The organism is Xanthomonas sp. PPL134, assembly GCF_040595915.1.
In the GTDB taxonomy this organism is placed as follows: domain Bacteria; phylum Pseudomonadota; class Gammaproteobacteria; order Xanthomonadales; family Xanthomonadaceae; genus Xanthomonas_A; species Xanthomonas_A indica.
This window is the reverse complement of sequence record NZ_JAMDLL010000004.1, coordinates 361,069-379,702: the sequence shown is the minus strand read 5'-3', so window position 1 is coordinate 379,702 and position 18,634 is coordinate 361,069. Positions and strand designations below refer to the sequence as shown.

Here is an 18,634-nt window from a genome sequence, read left to right as displayed (position 1 = left end):
CCACCGGTCATCGCGTCGGGACTGAAGTCCCTCCCACAGGCGCTTGCCTGCACGTGACGTGACCGCTGGCGCGATGCACACCGTGGGAGCGGCTTCAGCCGCGACGCGCGATGCGATGGCCTCGCGGACCCCAGAGGCCATCGCTCCCGCATTGCGGCAGCCACCGGTCATCGCGTCGGGACTGAAGTCCCTCCCACAGGCGCTTGCCTGCACGTGACGTGACCGCTGGCGCGATGCCTACTTGTCGGAGTGACGGTCAGCGCGTGCCGACGTAGTCCCGCAGCGCCGCACGCAACCGCTGCAACCCTTCGGCCAGTTCCTGGTCGGTGAGGTTCAGCGCCGGCACGAAGCGCAGCACGTCCGGCCCGGCCTGCAAGGTCAGCACGCCGTGCGCGGCGGCGTGGTCGAGGATCGTCGCGGCCTGCCCGGCATGCGCCGGATTCAACACCGCACCGAGCATCAGGCCGCGGCCGCGCACCTGCGAGAACAGCCTGAACTCCTCGTCGAGCGCCGCCAGGCCCTTGCGCAGCGCCGCCGACTGCCGCGAGACGTTGGCGGCGATCGCCGTCGAGGCCAGCTTGCGCAGCGCCACCCGCGCCACCGCCGCGGCCAGCGGGTTGCCGCCGAAGGTGGTGCCGTGCGCGCCGAACTGCATGGTCTCGGCGACCTTCGGCCCGGCCAGCAGCGCGCCGATCGGGAAGCCGCCGCCCAGCGCCTTGGCCAGGGTCACGATGTCCGGCGTCACCTGGTCCTGCCAGTGCGCGAACAGGGTGCCGGTGCGGCCCATGCCGCACTGGATCTCGTCCAGCACCAGCAGCGCGCCGTGGTGGTCGCACAGCGCCCGCACCTGCGCCAGGAAGCCCGGCGCCGCCGGCATCACCCCGCCCTCGCCCTGCACGGGCTCCAGCATCACCGCGGCCACGTCGCCGGCGGCCATCGCCGTTTCCAGCTGCACGATGTCGTTGAAGTCGACGTAGCGGAAACCGCCGGGCAGCGGCTCGTAGCCTTCCTGGTACTTGGGCTGCGCGGTGGCGGTCACCGCCGCCAGGGTGCGGCCGTGGAAGCTGCCGCGGAAGGTGACGATCACCCGCCGCTGCGGCGGGCGGCCCTGGGCGGTGGCCCATTTGCGCACCAGCTTGATCGCCGCCTCGTTGGCCTCGGCGCCGGAATTGCACAGGAACGCCTTGTGCGCGAAGCGCGAGGCCACCACCAGTTCCTCGACCAGGCGCAGCGGCGGCTCGCTGTAGAACACGTTGCTGGTGTGCCACAGCTTGCCGGCCTGTTCGAGCAGCGCCGCCTGCAGGTCCGGATCGTTGTGGCCGAGCCCGCACACGGCGATGCCGGCGGACAGGTCGATGTAGTCGCGTCCCTCGCTGTCCCAGACCCGGGCGCCCTGGCCGCGCTCCAGCACCAGTTGGCGCGGACGGTAGATCGGCAGGCTGTAGCGTTGACCGAGGGCGATCAGCTCCGCGGCGGAAGAAGCGGTCATCGAGGCAGTCCTGCGGGGAAAGCGCCGATTATAGAGACCGCCGGCAGCGCTTGCCCGGACCTCCGGCGGCCGCCTGCAACGACCGGGGTGGCGCCGCCCACTGCGGCAGCACACGCCGGCCCGCACGCCGCCGACTGTCGCGCTGCGCGCGCGCCCGCCACTGCAATGCGGCTCGGGTAGCATGGGCGCATGCGATTTTTCCTCGATTCCCAGCTCGCCCCGGCGACCGAGCACGGCTGGCGGCGCCGCTGGTTCGACATCATCTATCGGCACGACACCAAGCCTTCGCGCAACTTCGACCTGTTGCTGGTCGCGGCGATCGTGGCCAGCGTTGCGGTGATCCTGGTCGACAGCGTCCCGGCGCTGCACAGCCGTCACGCCGGCACCCTGTACGTGCTCGAGTGGGGTTTCACCGCGCTGTTCACCGTCGAGTACGCCTTGCGCCTGGCCACGGTAAAGCGGCCGCTGCGCTATGCGCTGAGCTTCTGGGGCGTGATCGACCTGTTGTCGATCCTGCCCACCTACATCTCGTTTCTGTTGCCCGGTGCGCAGACGCTGCTGGTGGTGCGCGTGCTGCGGGTGCTGCGGCTGTTCCGCATCCTCAAGCTGACCCGCTACGTCGAAGAAAGCCGCATGCTGGTCGATGCGTTATGGCGCAGCCGGCGCAAGGTGTTCGTCTTCCTGTTCACGGTGATCACCCTGGTGGTGATCTTCGGCGCGCTGATGTATGTGGTCGAAGGCCCGGCCAACGGCTTCACCAGCATTCCCACCGCGATGTACTGGGCGGTGGTGACGATGGCCACGGTCGGCTTCGGCGACATCGCCCCGCTCACGCCGCTGGGCCGCGCCATCACCTCGGTGCTGATCCTGATCGGCTACAGCATCATCGCCGTGCCCACCGGCATCTACACCGCCGAACTGGCCAACAGCCTGCGCGACGCCGACCGCCGCCGCGCGCCGGATCAACGCACCTGCGCGCGCTGCGGCCTGCAGGGCCACGACCGCAACGCCGGCTATTGCCGGGGCTGCGGCCAGGCGTTGCCCGAGACCGCGCCCTGAGTCCTTACCACACGCCGGTGTTGGGCATCGACGCCCACGGCTCGGCCGGGGCCAGCGCCTCGCCCTTCTGCAGCAACTCGATCGAGATCAGGTCGGGGCTGCGCACGAAGGCCATGCGCCCGTCGCGCGGCGGCCGGTTGATGGTCACGCCGAGCGACTGCAGGTGCGCGCAGAGGGCGTAGATGTCGTCGACTTCGAAGGCCAGGTGGCCGAAGTTGCGGGCGCTGCCGTAGTCCTCGTCCGAGCCCCAGTTGTAGGTCAGCTCGACTTCGACTTCCGGGTTCTCCGGCGCGCCGAAGTACACCAGGGTGAACTTGCCGGCTTCGTTCTCGATGCGGCGGGTCTCGTGCAGGCCCAGGCCTTCGGTGAAGAACTTGCTGGTCTTCTCCAGGTCGTGGACGCGGATCATGGCGTGCAGGTATTTCATCGTGACAACTCCGATGGTGGGGAATGGGGCGCGCGCGGTACTGCGGCGGCGCGCGGGGAGGACGCATAGGGTAGCGCCGGCGCCGTGCAGGCATGGCGACGCCGCGGCAGCACCGGTTCAGCGGAAATAGCAGGCCTTCAGCGGCAGCGCCGCCGCGCCCACCGCACTGGCATCGGCGGTGGCGGCGGCCGGCAGCAGCACCGGCAACGGCCGCGCCTGGCCGCGGCGCGGCTGGTTGTCGATGCGCACGTGCGGAATCAGCCGCGTCGCCAGCTCGCGCGGCATGCGCCCGCCGAACACCACCGCCTGCGGATCGAAGATCGCCACGATCGCCGACACGATCAGCGACAGGCCCGGCGCCACCCGTGCGATCCAGCGCTCGATCGCCGGCCACGCCGGATCGTAGGCCGCCAGCAGCGCGCGGATGTCGGGCAGTGCGATACCGTCCTCGGCCAGCAATTGCCGCAACAGCTCCAGCGTGCCGCGCTCCAGCCCCTGTTGCGGCAGCATGCCGGCGAACTCGCCGGCGTTGCCGTGCGCCCCGCGCAGGCAGGCGCCATCGATCACCACGCCGCCGCCCAGGCCGTAGTTGAAATGCAGGTAGGCGAAGTCGCGGTACTGGCGGCCGATGCCGAGCAGGCTCTCGCCCGCCGCCGCCACCGTGCCGTCGTTGTCCACCCACACCGGCAAGCCCAGCGCCTCGGCCAGCCAGTCGCCGATCGACAGCGCGCCCAGGGCGCGCAGCGGCTCGGGCGGGTTCATGTGCACGCCATCCTCGACGAAGAAGCCGGTCATCGCCACCCCCGCGCCCAAGCGCGGGCCGAGCCCGGCGCCAGCGGCCGCGGTCAGCGCGGCATCGGCCTCGCGCAGTTGCGCCAGCAGCGCGGCCGGCTCGGTCGAGCGCAGCGCATGCTCGGCGGTGGCGCGGATCTGCCCGCTGAAATCCAGCAGCGCCAGCGACAGCGCATCGGTGGCGATCGCATAGCCGACGGTATGGCCGTAGCCGGGATTGAGCGCGATGCCCGCGCCCGGCTTGCCGCGGCCCGCGTGCGCCAGCGAGGCGCCGATCGCGACCAGGCCGCGCTCGGCCAGCGCATCGACCAGGCGTACCGCCGACTGCACGGTCAGCCCGGTGCTGCGGCTGAGATCGGCGCGGGTGGCGGTGCCGGCCAGGCGCAGGCGATCGAGCATGTGCCGCTCATTGTCGCTGAGATCGGCATGGACGGCGTGGCGGGACTCGGGAAGGCGCGGCAGGGCGACGGCGACTGGAGCGGGCATGGGCGGCGGTGGCATGAAGACCCCGGCAGCATAGCCGCGCCGCGCTTGGTCATTGCGGCACCGACCACGACTGGATGGAACAGAGCGTCTTTACAGCGCGCCGCCACCCACACGCAGCGCGTTGCGATCGCGGCCTCCCAGCGTCCGGAACACGCGCCGCGTCGCATCCGCCGCGCCCGTCGCCACCGGGTCTCAATCCAGGAACAGATCCGGCAGCAGCGGTTGCGAGGGATCCAGCGCGTAGCCGGACAGATCGTGCACGCCGGCCTCGGCCAGCACCGCGTCGTCGATCAGGAACTGGCCGTAGAAACCGGCCGCCGGCCGGGTCAGCACGGCATGCGCGGCGTCGGCCATGATCTCCGGGCGGCGGCCGTTGCCGGCCTCGACGCCAGGGATCATGTTCAACGCCTCAGTGGCGATCAGCGTGCGCGGCCACAGCGCATTGACCGCCACGCCCTGCGGGCCGAACTCGCCGGCTAGGCCCAGGGTGACGAAGCTCATGCCCATCTTGGCCAGGGTGTAGCCGGTATGCGGCGCCCACCACTTCGGATCCAGCGACGGCGGCGGCGCCAGGGTCAGGATATGCGGGTTGGCACTGCGCAGCAGATGCGGCAGGCAGGCCTGCGCGCACAGGAAACTGCCGCGCGCGTTGACCTGCTGCATCAGGTCGAAGCGCTTCATCGGCGTCTCCAACGCCCCGCGCAGCCAGATCGCGCTGGCGTTGTTGACCAGGATGTCGATGCCGCCGAAGGCCGCGACCGTCGCCGCCACCGCCGCACGCACCTGCTCCTCTTCGCGGATATCGCACTTCAGCGCCAGCGCGCGGCCACCGGCCGCCTCCACCGCCGCCGCAGCGCTGTGGATGGTGCCGGGCAGCTTGGGATTGGGCACCGCCGACTTCGCCGCGATCGCCACATTGGCGCCATCGCGCGCGGCCCGCAGCGCGATCGCCAGCCCGATGCCGCGCGAGGCGCCGGTGATGAGGAGCGTTTTACCTTTGAGGGTCATTGGAGTGGGAATGGAGAATGGGGAACCGGGAATGGAAAAAGCTTAGCGCCTTCTCGTCGCGTGCCTCGTCAGACCAGACGCACGCGGATTCCGCTTTTTCCATTCCCCATTCCCCATTCCCCATTCCCCATTCTCCATTCTCCATTCCCCACTCCCGGCCCTTCAGGGCTTCGGTCCCTGCCCCTCGTTGTCTTCCCACTTGAGCAGGCGCCGGGTGACGAAGCGGTACACCGGCTTGCCGCTGGCGAACCACAGGTCGCGCACCCAGGAATGGCGCTTGAGCAGGCGCCGTTCGACCGGGGTCAGGGCGTGGGCGCAGTACATGCGCTTGTGCTTGAGCAGGTGGCGCAGGTCCTCGCGCGCCAGCAGGCGCATCCAGCGCGCGCGCGGTGCGCCGCGCACGGCGAGCTGGAAGTCGATCAACGCCGGGCTGCCGTCTTCCAGCACCAGCCAGTTCGCCTCCTTGGCCAGATCGTTGTGCGCCACGCCGCGCCGGTGCACCTGCTGCAGCAGGCGCCGCGCGGCGCGGAAATATGCCAGGTCGCCACGTGGCGGCCGCTGGTACATCGCCGCCCCGTCCAGGTAGCTGCGGTCCAGGAAGGTGCCGTCCCAGCCGCGCAGTTGCGGCGTCGCCGGCATGCCGTCCAGGTGGCGCAGGGCAAGCGCCTCGCGCCGCGCCAGCCACCACGCCGGCAGCCGCAGCCACCAGGGCGAGGCGGTGAGGTCGCGGCGGACGAAACGCGCCTCGCCCTCGCCCAGCAGCAGGATGCGGCCGAAGCTGTCGGCCTTGAGGATGTGCACGGTGCGGGAAGCGGGGGCAGGCATCCGGCCAGTGTAAACGTGCCCCTGCCGCTTGCGAGGCGACTCAGGCCCGTCGCCGCCTCGTCCCTGCCGGCGGCGCGCCGTCCGCCGCGGCATCACACGATCTCGCCGGAAGCGTCCGGCGCTCAGGCGGTGGCGCAGGCTAAGCTTGCGGCCGATCCACGCGACAGCGCCCCCCATGCGTTCCAACGACCTGTTCCTGCTGTTCACCGCGCTCTTCAGCGTCATCGCCCTGGTCCTGCTGATCGTGGCACGCCCCAAGCTGCATCCGTTGCTGGCCCTGCTGCTGGTGTCGCTGGTCACCGGCCTGGTCGTCGGCATGCCGATGGAGGCGCTGCTGCATGCCGTCGCCACGGGCGCGGGCAAGACCCTGGGGGCGGTCGGCCTGGTGGTGGCGCTGGGGGCGATGCTCGGCAAACTCCTGGCCCAGGCAGGCGTGACCGACACGCTGGCCAACGCGATCCTGCGCCGCGCTTCGCCGCGCGCGCTGCCCTGGGCCATGGCAGGCGTCGCCTGCATCGTCGGTATCCCGATGTTCTTCGAAGTCGGCCTGGTGATCCTGCTGCCGCTGATCTTCGGCGTGGCCCGCAAGCTGCAAGCGGATCGTCAGGTCAACGGCTCGGCCTATGCCTACGTGGGCGTCCCGGTCATCGCCGCCCTCGCCGCGATGCACGGCATGGTGCCGCCGCATCCCGGCCCGCTCACGGTCATCGCCACGCTGGGGACCAGCGTGGGCGCCACCATGCTCTACGGCTTCATCGCGGCCATTCCGGCCATCGTCCTGGCCGGCCCGCTGTACGGCCGCTACATCGCGCGGCACATCCAGGCCGAACCGGATGCGGCGCTGCTGGCGCAGTACGCGTCCGACGACGGCGCGTCCACGCACCGCACGCCGCCCGCCTTCGGCCTGGGCGTGCTGGCGGCGCTGGCGCCGGCCCTGCTGATGCTGTGCCACGCCGTGGCCGAGATGGTGTTGCGCAAGGACTCGGCCGTGCTGCATGCCACCGCCTTCGTCGGCCATCCCATCGTCGCGATGCTGCTCGGGGTGCTGTTCGCGCAGGTCGCGTTGCGGCCGGGCGCGCCGGCCGCGCTGCGCAAGACCCTGGGCGACAGCGTCAAGCCGGTCGCCGGGGTGCTGCTGATCATCGCCGGCGGCGGCGCCTTCCAGCAGGTGCTCACCGATGCGCACGTAGGCGATGCGATCGTGCACATGAGCCAGCAGCTGGCGCTGTCGCCGCTGCTGCTGGGTTGGCTGATCTCGATGCTGCTGTCGGTGTCCACCGGCTCGGCCACCGTCGGCGTGGTCGGCGCCGCCGGGCTGCTGGCGCCGCTCGGCAGCGCCGAGCCCACGCTCAACCTGCCGTTGCTGGCGCTGTCCATCGGCTGCGGTTCGCTGTTCTTCAACTACGCCAACCATGCCGGCTTCTGGCTGGTGAAGGAATCCTTCGGCATGAGCATGGGCGAGGCCACCAAGACGATCTCGGTGGTGCAATCCATCGTGGCGCTGGTCGGCCTGGGCATGGTGCTGCTGCTGAACCTGCTGCCGCCCTTGGCGTGACCCGCGGCGGCGGCCTCGCCGCCTCGCCTTCGCCCGACGCCAGCGCAGGCAGGCCCAGGAAGCGGTCACGCTCGGCAGCGCGGTCGCTTGCACGGACGGTCATCGTGCTCCCTCTATAATCGCCCGATGAATGCCTCATGGACCGATGCCACGCTGGAGTGGATCGCAGCACACCCCGTCCTGGCCGGCGCGGTCATCTTCGCCATCGCGTTCTGCGATGCGGTCATCATCCTCGGCACGCTGGTGCCGGCGCTGCCGTTGCTGTTCGCGATCGGCGTGCTGATCGGACTGGGCCAGATCTCCGGCCCGTATGCGGTGATCAGCGCCGCGCTCGGCGCGCTGATCGGCGATGCGGTCAGCTACTGGGTCGGCTACCGCTGGGGCCATCAGCTGCGCAACTATTGGCCGTTCAAGCGCTACCCGCAGTTGCTCGACCGCGGCGAGGCGATGTTCCGCCGCAACGCCTTCAAGAGCATCCTGGTGGCGCGCTACGTCGGCGCCATCCGTCCGTTCGTGCCGGCGGTGGCGGGCATGATGAAGATGCCGCTGCGGCGCTATCTGCTGCCCAGCAGCGTGGCCGCGGTGACCTGGGCGCTGCTGTTCCTGGGGCCGGGCTGGCTGTTGGGCCAGGCCTACGACGCAGTCGCCGCGGTCGCCGGCCGCCTGTTCCTGGTCGTGGGCCTGCTGGCGCTGGCGCTGGGCCTGGTCTGGGCGATCGTGCTGTACGGCTATCGCTGGTCGGCCGGACACATGGACGCGCTGCTGGCGCGCGGCCTGGATTGGTCGCGCCGGCATCCGGTGCTGGGCCGTTACTCGATCGCGGTGTTCGATCCGCAGCGGCGCGAGTCGGTGCCGCTGGCGATGCTGGCGGTGATGCTGCTGGCGCTGGGCTGGGGCTGGTTCGCGCTGCTGATGGTGGTGGTGGCGCACGGCGAGCCGCTGCGCCTGGACCTGGCCGTGCACGACCTGATGCTGGCCTTGCGCAACCCGCTGGCCGACTACCCGATGACCGCGCTGGCCTCGCTGGGCAACTGGCAGGTGCTGGTGCCGCCCACCGCGCTGGGCCTGCTCTACCTGGCCTGGCGCCGGCGCTGGATGGCCGCGGCGCACTGGCTGGCGGCGCTGGCCTTCGGCCTGGCCCTGACCAAGTTGCTCGGCGCCACCGTGCACGTGGTGCGCCCGCCGTCGGCCAGCAGCGGTTTCGGCTTCCCCTCGGTGGCGGTGACCATGGCCACGATCAGCTTCGGTTTCTTCGCGGTGCTGATCGCGCGCGAACTGCCGGGGCGCTCGCGCGTGTGGCCGTACCTGCTGTCCGGCGCGGTGGTGACCCTGATCGGCTTCGCCCGCCTGTACCTGGGCGCGCACTGGCTCAGCGACGTGATCGGCGGCATGCTGTTCGGCATCTTCTGGCTGCTGGTGCTGGGCATCGCCTACCGCCGCCGCTTCAACCGCGGGTTCTGGATGAAGCCCCTGGCCTGGCTGTTCTACGGCGGCTTCGCGATCGCCGCGCTGTGGTACGCGCCGCGCCAGCTGGAACACAAGCTGGCCAAGTTCGAACCGCCGCCGCCGCAGCTGACGCAGTTGGCCGACGCGGCCTGGTGGCAGCGCGACTGGCGGCAATTGCCGTCGCGGCGCAACGAGTTCGACGACGACCAACGCTGGCCGCTGGACATCCAGGTGGCCGGACCGCTGGCGCCGCTGCAGCGCCAGCTCGAAGCGGCCGGCTGGCGCGTGCAGCCGCAGGCCGGCTGGCAGCAGGCGCTGCAGTTGCTCGACTACAAGGCCACGCCGGCACAGGTGCCGGTGCTGCCGGCGACGCTGGACACGCGGGTGGAATCACTGCTGATGCTGCGGCCCGGCCCGAATCCGGACGAGCTGTACGCGCTGCGCCTGTGGCCGGCGCCGGCCCGCCTGCAGCCGGGCAACGTGCCGCTGTGGCTGGGCAGCGCGCAGAGCCTGCGCTACGAACGCCACTTCGACCTGATCGGGCTGTGGCGCCCGCTGCGCGGCGCGGATCCGGCGCTCAACGCGGTGACCGAAGCGCTGCACGCCCTGCCCACACGCAAGGACATGCACCGCCGCAGCGAGATCCCGGTGCTGCTGGTGCGCAGCGACGGCGAGGCAACGCCGTCGCCCTAGCCGCGGCCGGCCAGGTCGGCCCCTGCCGGGCCGACCTGCACCGCTTCAAGGTCGCTCGCCGCCTGCGGCGAGCATCCACGGTCGCGCCAGCGGGCGCTACTTCACCACGAATTTCACCGAACGCGACTCCACCGCCTGGTCTTCCCACGGGTGACCATAATTCAGGTCGACCACGCCGTCGCCACGTTCCAGCGCCTTAAAGGTGTAGGTGACGCTGCCGCCGCATCCCACCATCCCCGCGCCGCAGGCCGCATCTTGACCATGCTCGACGTCGAGCAGCGATAGCGGTGCAGGCAGGCGCCGCAGCGCCCACGACATCCCCGTGGTCGCATTCTCAGGCAGCACGATGGCGGCGACCTGGCCACGCTTGAGCACGAACCGCGTCATGCCCGCGGTCAGGCAGGTCTTCACGCCGGGCTTGTCGGCATCGCCGGTGACCAGGGCAATGGAACCACGCGCACAGTCGCCGCCGCCTCCAACAGGCGCAGGTGCGGCGACGGCCGGCAGGCTGATAGCGCCTGCGGCGGACAGCATCAGTAAGAGAAACGCACGCGTCATATCTGGACCCTCGACAGGATGTGGAAGCGATGTACAACGATCCCCGGCCGCGGCACCGCAGACGGATCGCAGCAAGACTCGCGCACGCTGTTAGGACTGAAGCTGAATAAGCGAAACGGCGTCGGCACAGCGCAGCTACCCGACATGACTGCGGCGCCCGGGTGCCGCGCGGCGGCTCCGAGGAAGCCGGGCACGGCGCCGCCGATCCCACCAGGCACTACGGAATCCAGCCCAGCAACTGCTCCAGTCGCGCGTGCGGATCGTCTTCCTGCAACAGCGACAGGCGCTGGCGTTCGTCCAGCGGCAGCAGTTCGGCCAGACGCCAGCCGACCCAGGCGGCCTGGTCGAGCAGGCGCGGGCCGAATACCGGATACACCGCTGCGGCCTGGTCGAGGATGCTGTCCAGCACGGTCGCCAGCAGCGCGTGCTGCGGGCGCAGTGCGTCGTCGCTGTCAGGCGCACACCAGCGCACGTCGCCCACCACCAGGCCGTTGTCGCGGACCCGGCTGCGCAGCACATGGAAGCGGCGCGCGCCGCGCAGGCTCAGCACCAGCACGCCATCGGCGCCGACGTCGAAATCGACGATCCGCGCCTCGGTGCCGAACGCGGCCGGCACCGCCGGGGCGCCGACCTCGGCGCCATCCAGGATCAGGCACACGCCGAAGCCGCTGTCGTTGCGGCCGCAGTCGCGAACCAGGTCGAGGTAGCGGCGCTCGAACACCCGCAGCTTGATCGGCGCACCGGGCAGCAGCACGGCATGCAGCGGGAACAGCGGCAGCGTCGCCAGCGCATCGCTCACGGCCGCGTTCCGGCGTGCGCCGCCGCCCTCATTGCAGCGCCGCCAGGAACCGCCGCGGCGCTCCGTCGAAACCGCCGTTGGACATGAACACCACGTGGTCGCCAGCGCGCGCCTGCGCCTGCAGCGCGGCCAGCAAGGCGTCCACGTCGGGCGCCGCGCAGGCATCCCCGCGCACCGCGGCGATCACCTTGCCGGCGTCCCAGGCCAGCTCCGGCCGCTGCAGGAACACCACCGCGTCGGCGGCCTCCAGCGACGGCGCCAGCGCTTCGGCATGCGCGCCGAGCCGCATCGAATTGCTGCGCGGCTCCATCGCCACCACGATGCGCGCCGCGCCGACCTTGGCGCGCAGGCCTTCCAGCGTGGTGCGGATGGCGGTGGGATGGTGGGCGAAGTCGTCGTACACGGTGATGCCCTGCGCCTGGCCGAGCACCTCCAGGCGCCGCTTGACGCTGCGGAAGCGCGCCAGCGCCGGCATCACCTGCGCCGGCGCCACACCCACCGCATGGGCGGCGGCCAGCGCGGCCAGCGCGTTCATCACGTTGTGGCGGCCGAGCAGCGGCCAGTCCACTTCGCCCAGTTCGCGGCCCTGGTGCAGCACCGCGAAACGGCTGCCGTCGGCGGCGAGCAGGCGTGCGCTCCACTCGAAGGCCGGATCGAAGCCGAAGCGTTCCACCGGGGTCCAGCAGCCCATCGCCAGCACCTCGCGCAGGTGCGCGTCCTCGCCGTTGACGATCAGCCGGCCGCGGTGCGGCACCGTCCGCACCAGGTGGTGGAACTGGCGCTGGATCGCGGCGACGTCGGGGAAGATGTCGGCGTGGTCGTACTCGAGGTTATTGAGGATCGCCACCAGCGGCCGGTAGTGCACGAACTTGCTGCGCTTGTCGAAGAACGCGGTGTCGTACTCGTCGGCCTCGACGACAAACAGCGGCCGCTCCGCCAGCTCCGGCACTCGATTCCCTTCTCCCGCCGGGAGAACGTGGTGCGCAGCGCCGGATGCGGGTTCGGCAGCTGCCCGTCCCAACCGCGCGGACACGCCGAAGTCCTCGGCCACCCCGCCGATCAGGAAACCCGGTTCGCGCCCGGCGGCCTGCAGCAGCCAGGTCAGGATGCTGGTGGTGGTGGTCTTGCCGTGGGTGCCGGCCACCGCCAGGGTGTCGCGCCCCGGCAGCACCTGCTCGCTCAGCCATTGCGCCCCGGAGGTGTAGGCGCGCCCGGCGTCGAGCACCGCCTCGACCGCGGCGTTGCCGCGCGACAGCGCGTTGCCGACGATCACCTGGTCGCAGTCGGCGGCGATGTGCTCGGGCAGGTAGCCCTGCTTCAGCGCGATGCCCAGGCGCTCCAGTTGCGTGGACATCGGCGGATAGATCGCCTGGTCGCTGCCCTCGACCGCATGGCCGAGTTCGCGCGCCAGCGCGGCGACACCGCCCATGAACGTACCGGCGATGCCGAGAATATGGATCTTGCTCATGGCCCGATTGTCGCCGATCCCCCGACGCACGCAAACCAGCACTGTGCCGGCCGTTGGCCGCGACAGGCCCCGCACGGGATCGCTTCGGGGCAAGCGCGCCGCTGCGCCGTCAAGTAGGGAATCCCCCACATCGGCTGGGTAAAGTTCCCGATAGGCAAGTCGGGAGCCGACGCCGAGAATGAACGGGCCAGCCTCGACACCCTGTGGTTCTACTCCCCAAGAGACCATCCCCAAGGGAGCTCATGTCGTGGGGCCCTGAGCAAGCCCGCTCGCTGGCACTTTTTTATCGACTCAGGCCCCATGGCAAGCGGCCTGCGCGCCCACGGCCGATCACTCGCTGTGCGGCGGCGGGAGACAAGCTTACCTTCGTAGAGGCGGCTTCAGCCGCGATGGGCTTTCCCGGGAATGCCCGTCGCGGCTGAAGCCGCTCCTACGGGCGTTGCGCGTCGTGAACGGGGACGCGCAATCGTCGGATCCCGCACCATCTGCACGTCCGGCGCCCGTCGCGGGCGCCGGCGTGTGTGCCGCCTCAGCGGCCGATCGCCGCCAGGATGCGGGCGAGCACCTCGTCCAGCGAGCCGACGCCATCCACCCGCGCCAGCGTGCCGCGCTTGCCGTAGAAGCCGATCACCGGCGCGGTCGAATCGGTATAGACCTGCAGGCGCTTGCGCACCGACTCGGGGTTGTCGTCCTCGCGGCCTTCGGCCTTGGCGCGGCCAGCGATGCGCTCGACCAGCAGCTCGTTGGCCACGTCCAACTGCACCACCGCGTCCAGCGGCTGGCCGAGCTTGGCCAGCAGTTCGTCCAGCGCGCCGGCCTGGGCCAGGTTGCGCGGGTAGCCGTCGAGGATGAAGCCGTTGCGCACGTCGTCGCGGCCCAGGCGCGATTCGAGCATGCCCAGCAGGATGTCGTCGGAAACCAGATCGCCGCGCGCCATCACTTCCTTGGCCTGCACGCCCAGCGGGGTGCCGGCGGCGACTTCGGCGCGCAGCAGATCGCCGGTGGAGATGTGCGGGATCTGCAGCTTGTCCTTCAGGCGGGCCGCCTGCGTGCCCTTGCCCGATCCGGGCGGTCCCAACAGAACCAATCGCATCAACCTGACTCCTCGAGGAAAGTACCGTGCGCGGCCGGCGGCGTTAGACTCGGGGGCCACGCCTGCGCTGCACCGCAAGATCCCCAGCTTACCGCATCCAGGCAATGTCCCGGCAATGTCCCCACCCCAGGAGCGAACCCCGACCATGGCCCAAGGCACCCTGCTGTACGCCCAGTCCGGCGGCGTCACCGCCGTCATCAACGCCAGCGCCGCCGCCGTCATCGGCGAAGCGCGGGCGCGCAAGGTCAAGGTGCTGGCCGCGCGCAACGGCATCCTCGGCGCGCTGCGCGAGGACCTGATCGACACGTCCAAGGAGTCGGCGGCGGCGATCGCCGCGCTGGCCCACACCCCCGGTGGCGCGTTCGGCTCGTGCCGCTACAAGCTCAAGTCGCTGGAGGCCGACCGCCCCAAGTACGAGCGCCTGCTGCAGGTGCTGCAGGCGCACGACGTGCGCTACTTCCTCTACAACGGCGGCAACGATTCGGCCGACACCGCGTGGAAGGTGTCGCAGCTGGCGCAGGCGTTCGGCTACCCGCTGCACTGCATCGGCGTGCCCAAGACCATCGACAACGACCTGGCGGTCACCGACACCTGCCCGGGCTTCGGCTCGGCCGCCAAGTACACCGCGGTGTCGGTGCGCGAGGCGGCGCTGGACGTGGCGGCGATGGCCGAGACCTCGACCAAGGTATTTGTCTACGAAGCCATGGGCCGCCATGCCGGCTGGCTGGCGGCCGCCGCCGGCCTGGCCGCGCAATCGCCGGACGACGCGCCGCAGATCATCCTGTTCCCCGAACGCGCCTACGACGAGGCCGCGTTCCTGGCGCAGGTGCGCAAGGTGGTGGACAAGGTCGGCTGGTGCGTGGTGGTGGCCAGCGAGGGCATCCAGACCGCCGACGGGCGCTTCGTCGCCGATGCCGGCGGCGGCACCGACGCGTTCGGGCACAGCCAGCTCGGCGGCGTGGCGTCCTACCTGGCCGGCAAGGTCAAGGCCGAACTGGGCTACAAGGTGCATTGGACCCTGCCCGACTACCTGCAGCGTTCGGCCCGCCACATCGCTTCGCGCACCGACTGGGAGCAGGCGCAGGCGGTCGGCAAGGCCGCGGTGCAGTTCGCACTGAAGGGCATGAACGCGGTGATGCCGGCGATCGTGCGCAGCAGCGACGCGCCGTACCGCTGGAAGATCGAGGCCGCGCCGCTGGCCAAGGTCGCCAACCACGAGAAGAAGATGCCGGCCGGCTTCCTGCGCAAGGACGGTTTCGGCATCACCGAGAAGGCACGCCGCTACCTGCAGCCGCTGATCCGCGGCGAAGCGCCGCTGCCCTACGGCACGGATGGCCTGCCCAAGTACGTGGCACTGAAGAACGTGGCGGTGAAGAAGAAGCTGCCGGCCTGGGAGGGCTGACAACGCGCGCGCACGCCCCCCTTGTGCCGCGACCGGCGCGCGCCGGTGCGCGGCACGCTGCGGGACAGGTGCCAACGCCTGAAGCGCGGCGACGGAGGCATGGCAGACCCCACTCGCTCACCACGCGCTGGCACGACGGCACGCATGCCAGCGCCCCCACAAAGTCCGAGATGGCCGGCATGCACGGCGGCAAGCGCGAAGACCGCACCAGCGAGAGTCCCACGATGGGCTTCGATTGGCACAGCGACACCATCACGCGCGCGACGCCGGTGGATGGGCGCTACCGCAACACGCAGAACGTGCGTCGTTTTCTCGTTGCGGCATGTGGCGACGGCTTCGCCTTCGATCGCGCGTTCATGGCCTGGATCAGGAATGGCGTCGCCAAGACCATGGGCGACGTCGCCGACGCATGGCAGCGGCGGCACATCGGCACGACGTCAGCCGATGAGACGGGCGGTCACACACCGCATGCGCCGGATCGGCAACCAAATAGCGCGACGCGCCACGCCGGGGAGCCTGGCCTGAGCGCCGATTGACGCACGCGTCGATACCTCACGTCCGCCGGCGCGGGCCGTGTCACCGCAGCTCCGTCCTCGTCGCGTACACACGCTGCCGCAGTCGCGACCGTGCCGCCCCGCCGTGCAGGCGAGACGCCGGGCCCAGCCAACCCGCCCGCTCAGCGGCAGGCCTTGCCTTCCACGGTCATCTGCGCGGTGAACTGCGGCACCTGCGCGACCTTGCCGGCGGCCGCCTGCTGCTTGGCCTCCTCCAGATAGATGCGCGACTGGCCCTGGCCATCGCGTTCGGTGTTCAGTGCGATCGGCTTGCGCCACACCCGCACCACCGCCTGCTGCGACGGACAGGCCGCGCTGGGCACGCGGATCAGATCGTTGAACTTCCAGCCGGTGGCCTCGCTGGGCTTGGCCTGGTCGAACTCGACCAGCTTGGCGCGCGGCTGGCAGGTGGGGCTGCTGCGCACGGCGGAGAAACGGTAGGGCTGCGCCGCATCGCCGGTGTACTCGCCCTCGAAGCGCACGCAGGCCTCGGGGATCTGGCGAATGGTGTGGACCACGCCTACCGCCTGCGGCGCGCTGGCCGGGCGCTGCAACTCGGGGGTCGGGTCGGCGGCCGCCGCGGCCAGCGGCGCCAGCGCGCACAGGGCGATGGCCAGGATCGAGGCGCGCGCGCGCAGCCGCGGGGAAATCGTCGATTGCATCGGAAGGCTCCTGGGAAGCGATGCGCCACGCTGCCATGCGCAGACTGAACCGGACGCCAAAAGTGCGACGCCCTGCCTGGTCGCTGGCGGCATCACGGAGCCAGGCGCATACTCGCCCACGTTCAGGCCAGATGACATTGCGATACGCACCAGCGGCGCGCGTTGTGGCCGCGGAGTCGTTGCATGCTTCAGCTCCTACGGTGTGATCCCTCGGTATGTCCAGCGCTTGGGCGCCATCCACATCCTTGGGAGGGGTCATGTTGGAACGATATGCGGTCACCGTGGCACTGGCGTGCGCGGCTCTGGCGGTGCTCTACGGCATCGTCTCCACGCGCTGGATCCTGGCGCAGCCTGCCGGCAACGAACGCATGCGGCAGATCGCCGATGCGATCCAGGAAGGCGCTCGCGCCTACCTCAACCGCCAGTACCTGACCATCGCCATCGCCGGCGTGGTGTTGCTGGTGCTGGTCGGCGTGTTCCTGAGCTGGTACACCGCCGGGGGCTTTGCGATCGGCGCGGTGCTGTCCGGGGTCGCCGGCTACATCGGCATGAACCTGTCGGTGCGCGCCAACGTGCGCACCGCCGAGGCGGCGCGGCGCGGGCTGGCGCCGGCCATGGCGGTGGCGTTCCGCGGCGGCGCGATCACCGGCATGCTGGTGGTGGGCCTGGGCCTGATCGGGGTGGCCGGCTACTACGGCCTGCTGCAGTGGCTGGGCCACAGCGTCGGCGACAGCCTGCATGCGCTGGTCGGCCTGGCCTTCGGCAGTTCGCTGATCTCGATCTTCGCGCGCCTGGGCGGCGGCATCTTCACCAAGGGTGCCGACGTCGGCGCGGACCTGGTGGGCAAGGTCGAGGCCGGCATTCCCGAGGACGACCCGCGCAACCCGGCGGTGATCGCCGACAACGTCGGCGACAACGTCGGCGACTGCGCCGGCATGGCCGCCGACCTGTTCGAAACCTATGCGGTCACGGTGATCGCGACGATGCTGCTGGGCGGGCTGATGGCCGCCGAGGCCGGGCGCAACGCGGTGCTGTATCCGCTGGTGCTGGGCGGGGTCTCGATCGTCGCCTCGATCGTCGGCACCTTCTTCGTGCGCGTGCGCCCGGGCGGCTCGATCATGGGCGCGCTGTACAAGGGCGTGGTGGTCTCGGCGGTGCTGGCGGCGCTGGCGTTCTGGCCGGTGACCCAGCAGCTGATGGGCGACACCGCCGCCGGTGCCGGCAAGCTCTATGGCTGCGCGCTGATCGGCCTGGTGCTGACCGGGCTGATCGTGTGGATCACCGAGTACTACACCGGCACCCAGTACAAGCCGGTGCAGCATGTGGCCCAGGCCTCCACCACCGGGCATGGCACCAACATCATCGCCGGGCTCGGCATCTCGATGAAGTCCACCGCGCTGCCGGTGATCGCGGTGTGCGCGGCGATCTGGGGCGCGTTCGCGTTGTCGGGCCTGTACGGCATCGCCATCGCCGCCACCGCGATGCTGTCGATGGCCGGCATGATCGTGGCGCTGGATGCGTACGGCCCGATCACCGACAACGCCGGCGGCATCGCCGAAATGGCGGAACTGCCGCCGGAGGTGCGCGCGGTCACCGATCCGCTGGACGCGGTCGGCAACACCACCAAGGCGGTGACCAAGGGCTATGCGATCGGCTCGGCAGCGCTGGCGGCGCTGGTGCTGTTCGCGGACTACACCCACAACCTGCGCGCCGCGCATCCCACCGAGACCTTCGCCTTCGACCTGTCCGACCACACGGTGATCATCGGCCTGCTGATCGGCGGCCTGATCCCCTACCTGTTCGGCGCGATGGCGATGGAAGCGGTCGGCCGTGCCGCCGGCGCGGTGGTCGAGGAAGTCCGGCGGCAGTTCCGCGAGATCCCCGGCATCATGCAGGGCACCGGCAAGCCGCAGTACGACCGCGCGGTGGACATGCTGACCCGCTCGGCGATCCGCGAAATGATCGTGCCGTCGCTGCTGCCGGTGGCGGTGCCGATCGTGGTCGGCCTGTTGCTGGGCCCGCGCGCGCTCGGCGGCCTGCTGATCGGCACCATCGTCACCGGCCTGTTCGTGGCGATCTCCATGACCACCGGCGGCGGCGCCTGGGACAACGCCAAGAAGTACATCGAGGACGGCCATTTCGGCGGCAAGGGCAGCGAGGCGCACAAGGCCGCAGTGACCGGCGACACCGTCGGCGACCCGTACAAGGACACGGCCGGGCCGGCGATCAATCCGCTGATCAAGATCATCAACATCGTGGCGCTGCTGCTGGTGCCGCTGCTGTAGCCGGGGGACAGCGGGCGCCGGCGCACGCCGACG

The 18,634-nt window shown here is 70.7% G+C and carries 16 protein-coding genes; 6 read left to right on the top strand and 10 right to left on the bottom strand.

Features of this window, described 5'->3' with window-relative positions:
• Positions 1 to 256: 256 nt before the first annotated feature.
• Positions 257 to 1,489 (bottom strand): acetylornithine transaminase, encoded by a 1,233-nt coding sequence (locus M3U25_RS11460; protein ID WP_242160546.1) that lies wholly within the window; start codon positions 1,487 to 1,489, stop codon positions 257 to 259.
• A 189-nt stretch (positions 1,490 to 1,678) separates the two neighbouring features.
• Here M3U25_RS11460 and M3U25_RS11455 point away from each other — a divergent pair, with 189 nt between their 5' ends.
• Positions 1,679 to 2,548 carry an ion transporter gene (locus M3U25_RS11455; protein ID WP_355498614.1) on the top strand — a complete coding sequence of 290 codons (870 nt, stop codon included), beginning with the start codon at positions 1,679 to 1,681 and terminating at the stop codon, positions 2,546 to 2,548.
• 4 nt (positions 2,549 to 2,552) lie between these two features.
• Here the strand turns inward: M3U25_RS11455 and M3U25_RS11450 are convergent, their stop codons facing one another.
• The 4 genes from M3U25_RS11450 to M3U25_RS11435 all read right to left on the bottom strand — a co-directional run bounded on the left by M3U25_RS11450 (position 2,553) and on the right by M3U25_RS11435 (position 6,086).
• Positions 2,553 to 2,975 (bottom strand): VOC family protein, encoded by a 423-nt coding sequence (locus M3U25_RS11450; protein WP_355498617.1) that lies wholly within the window; start codon positions 2,973 to 2,975, stop codon positions 2,553 to 2,555.
• 117 nt (positions 2,976 to 3,092) lie between these two features.
• On the bottom strand, positions 3,093 to 4,253 hold the full coding sequence (locus tag M3U25_RS11445) for an ROK family transcriptional regulator (RefSeq protein ID WP_355498620.1): 1,161 nt from the start codon (positions 4,251 to 4,253) through the stop codon (positions 3,093 to 3,095).
• 192 nt (positions 4,254 to 4,445) lie between these two features.
• Complete coding sequence (locus tag M3U25_RS11440) at positions 4,446 to 5,261, bottom strand: NAD(P)-dependent oxidoreductase (protein ID WP_355498623.1); 816 nt, start codon at positions 5,259 to 5,261, stop codon at positions 4,446 to 4,448.
• A gap of 162 nt (positions 5,262 to 5,423) precedes the next feature.
• Positions 5,424 to 6,086, bottom strand: a complete 663-nt coding sequence (locus M3U25_RS11435; protein ID WP_160945326.1) for a serine/threonine-protein kinase — start codon at positions 6,084 to 6,086, stop codon at positions 5,424 to 5,426.
• Positions 6,087 to 6,261: 175 nt separating this feature from the next.
• Between M3U25_RS11435 and M3U25_RS11430 the strand changes: the two genes are divergently transcribed.
• Positions 6,262 to 7,641 carry a gluconate:H+ symporter gene (locus M3U25_RS11430; protein ID WP_355498626.1) on the top strand — a complete coding sequence of 460 codons (1,380 nt, stop codon included), beginning with the start codon at positions 6,262 to 6,264 and terminating at the stop codon, positions 7,639 to 7,641.
• 126 nt (positions 7,642 to 7,767) lie between these two features.
• Positions 7,768 to 9,780: a VTT domain-containing protein gene (locus M3U25_RS11425; RefSeq protein WP_355498629.1), complete on the top strand. Its 2,013-nt coding sequence runs from the start codon at positions 7,768 to 7,770 to the stop codon at positions 9,778 to 9,780.
• Between the two features lie 96 nt (positions 9,781 to 9,876).
• Here M3U25_RS11425 and M3U25_RS11420 read toward each other — a convergent pair whose 3' ends face one another.
• The 4 genes from M3U25_RS11420 to M3U25_RS11405 all read right to left on the bottom strand — a co-directional run bounded on the left by M3U25_RS11420 (position 9,877) and on the right by M3U25_RS11405 (position 13,698).
• Positions 9,877 to 10,338 carry a protease inhibitor I42 family protein gene (locus M3U25_RS11420; RefSeq protein WP_355498632.1) on the bottom strand — a complete coding sequence of 154 codons (462 nt, stop codon included), beginning with the start codon at positions 10,336 to 10,338 and terminating at the stop codon, positions 9,877 to 9,879.
• A 217-nt stretch (positions 10,339 to 10,555) separates the two neighbouring features.
• Positions 10,556 to 11,137, bottom strand: a complete 582-nt coding sequence (locus tag M3U25_RS11415; RefSeq protein WP_355498635.1) for an LON peptidase substrate-binding domain-containing protein — start codon at positions 11,135 to 11,137, stop codon at positions 10,556 to 10,558.
• 28 nt (positions 11,138 to 11,165) lie between these two features.
• Positions 11,166 to 12,605 carry a UDP-N-acetylmuramate:L-alanyl-gamma-D-glutamyl-meso-diaminopimelate ligase gene (mpl, locus tag M3U25_RS11410; RefSeq protein ID WP_355498638.1) on the bottom strand — a complete coding sequence of 480 codons (1,440 nt, stop codon included), beginning with the start codon at positions 12,603 to 12,605 and terminating at the stop codon, positions 11,166 to 11,168.
• Positions 12,606 to 13,134: 529 nt separating this feature from the next.
• The gene (locus tag M3U25_RS11405) at positions 13,135 to 13,698 is read right to left on the bottom strand and encodes an adenylate kinase (protein WP_355498641.1); all 564 of its coding nucleotides are present in this window, start codon (positions 13,696 to 13,698) and stop codon (positions 13,135 to 13,137) included.
• A 145-nt stretch (positions 13,699 to 13,843) separates the two neighbouring features.
• Here M3U25_RS11405 and M3U25_RS11400 point away from each other — a divergent pair, with 145 nt between their 5' ends.
• Entirely contained in the window at positions 13,844 to 15,100 is a 1,257-nt protein-coding gene (locus M3U25_RS11400) for a 6-phosphofructokinase (RefSeq protein ID WP_242160536.1), read from the top strand.
• A gap of 170 nt (positions 15,101 to 15,270) precedes the next feature.
• Entirely contained in the window at positions 15,271 to 15,636 is a 366-nt protein-coding gene (locus M3U25_RS11395) for a DUF6434 domain-containing protein (protein WP_355498644.1), read from the top strand.
• Positions 15,637 to 15,776: 140 nt separating this feature from the next.
• On the opposite strand, the gene M3U25_RS11390 is transcribed toward M3U25_RS11395, so the two are convergent.
• On the bottom strand, positions 15,777 to 16,316 hold the full coding sequence (locus M3U25_RS11390; RefSeq protein WP_355498647.1) for a hypothetical protein: 540 nt from the start codon (positions 16,314 to 16,316) through the stop codon (positions 15,777 to 15,779).
• A 257-nt stretch (positions 16,317 to 16,573) separates the two neighbouring features.
• On the opposite strand from M3U25_RS11390, the gene M3U25_RS11385 reads away from it, so the two are divergent.
• Positions 16,574 to 18,601, top strand: a complete 2,028-nt coding sequence (locus M3U25_RS11385; RefSeq protein WP_355498650.1) for a sodium-translocating pyrophosphatase — start codon at positions 16,574 to 16,576, stop codon at positions 18,599 to 18,601.
• The last annotated feature ends 33 nt before the right edge of the window (positions 18,602 to 18,634 follow it).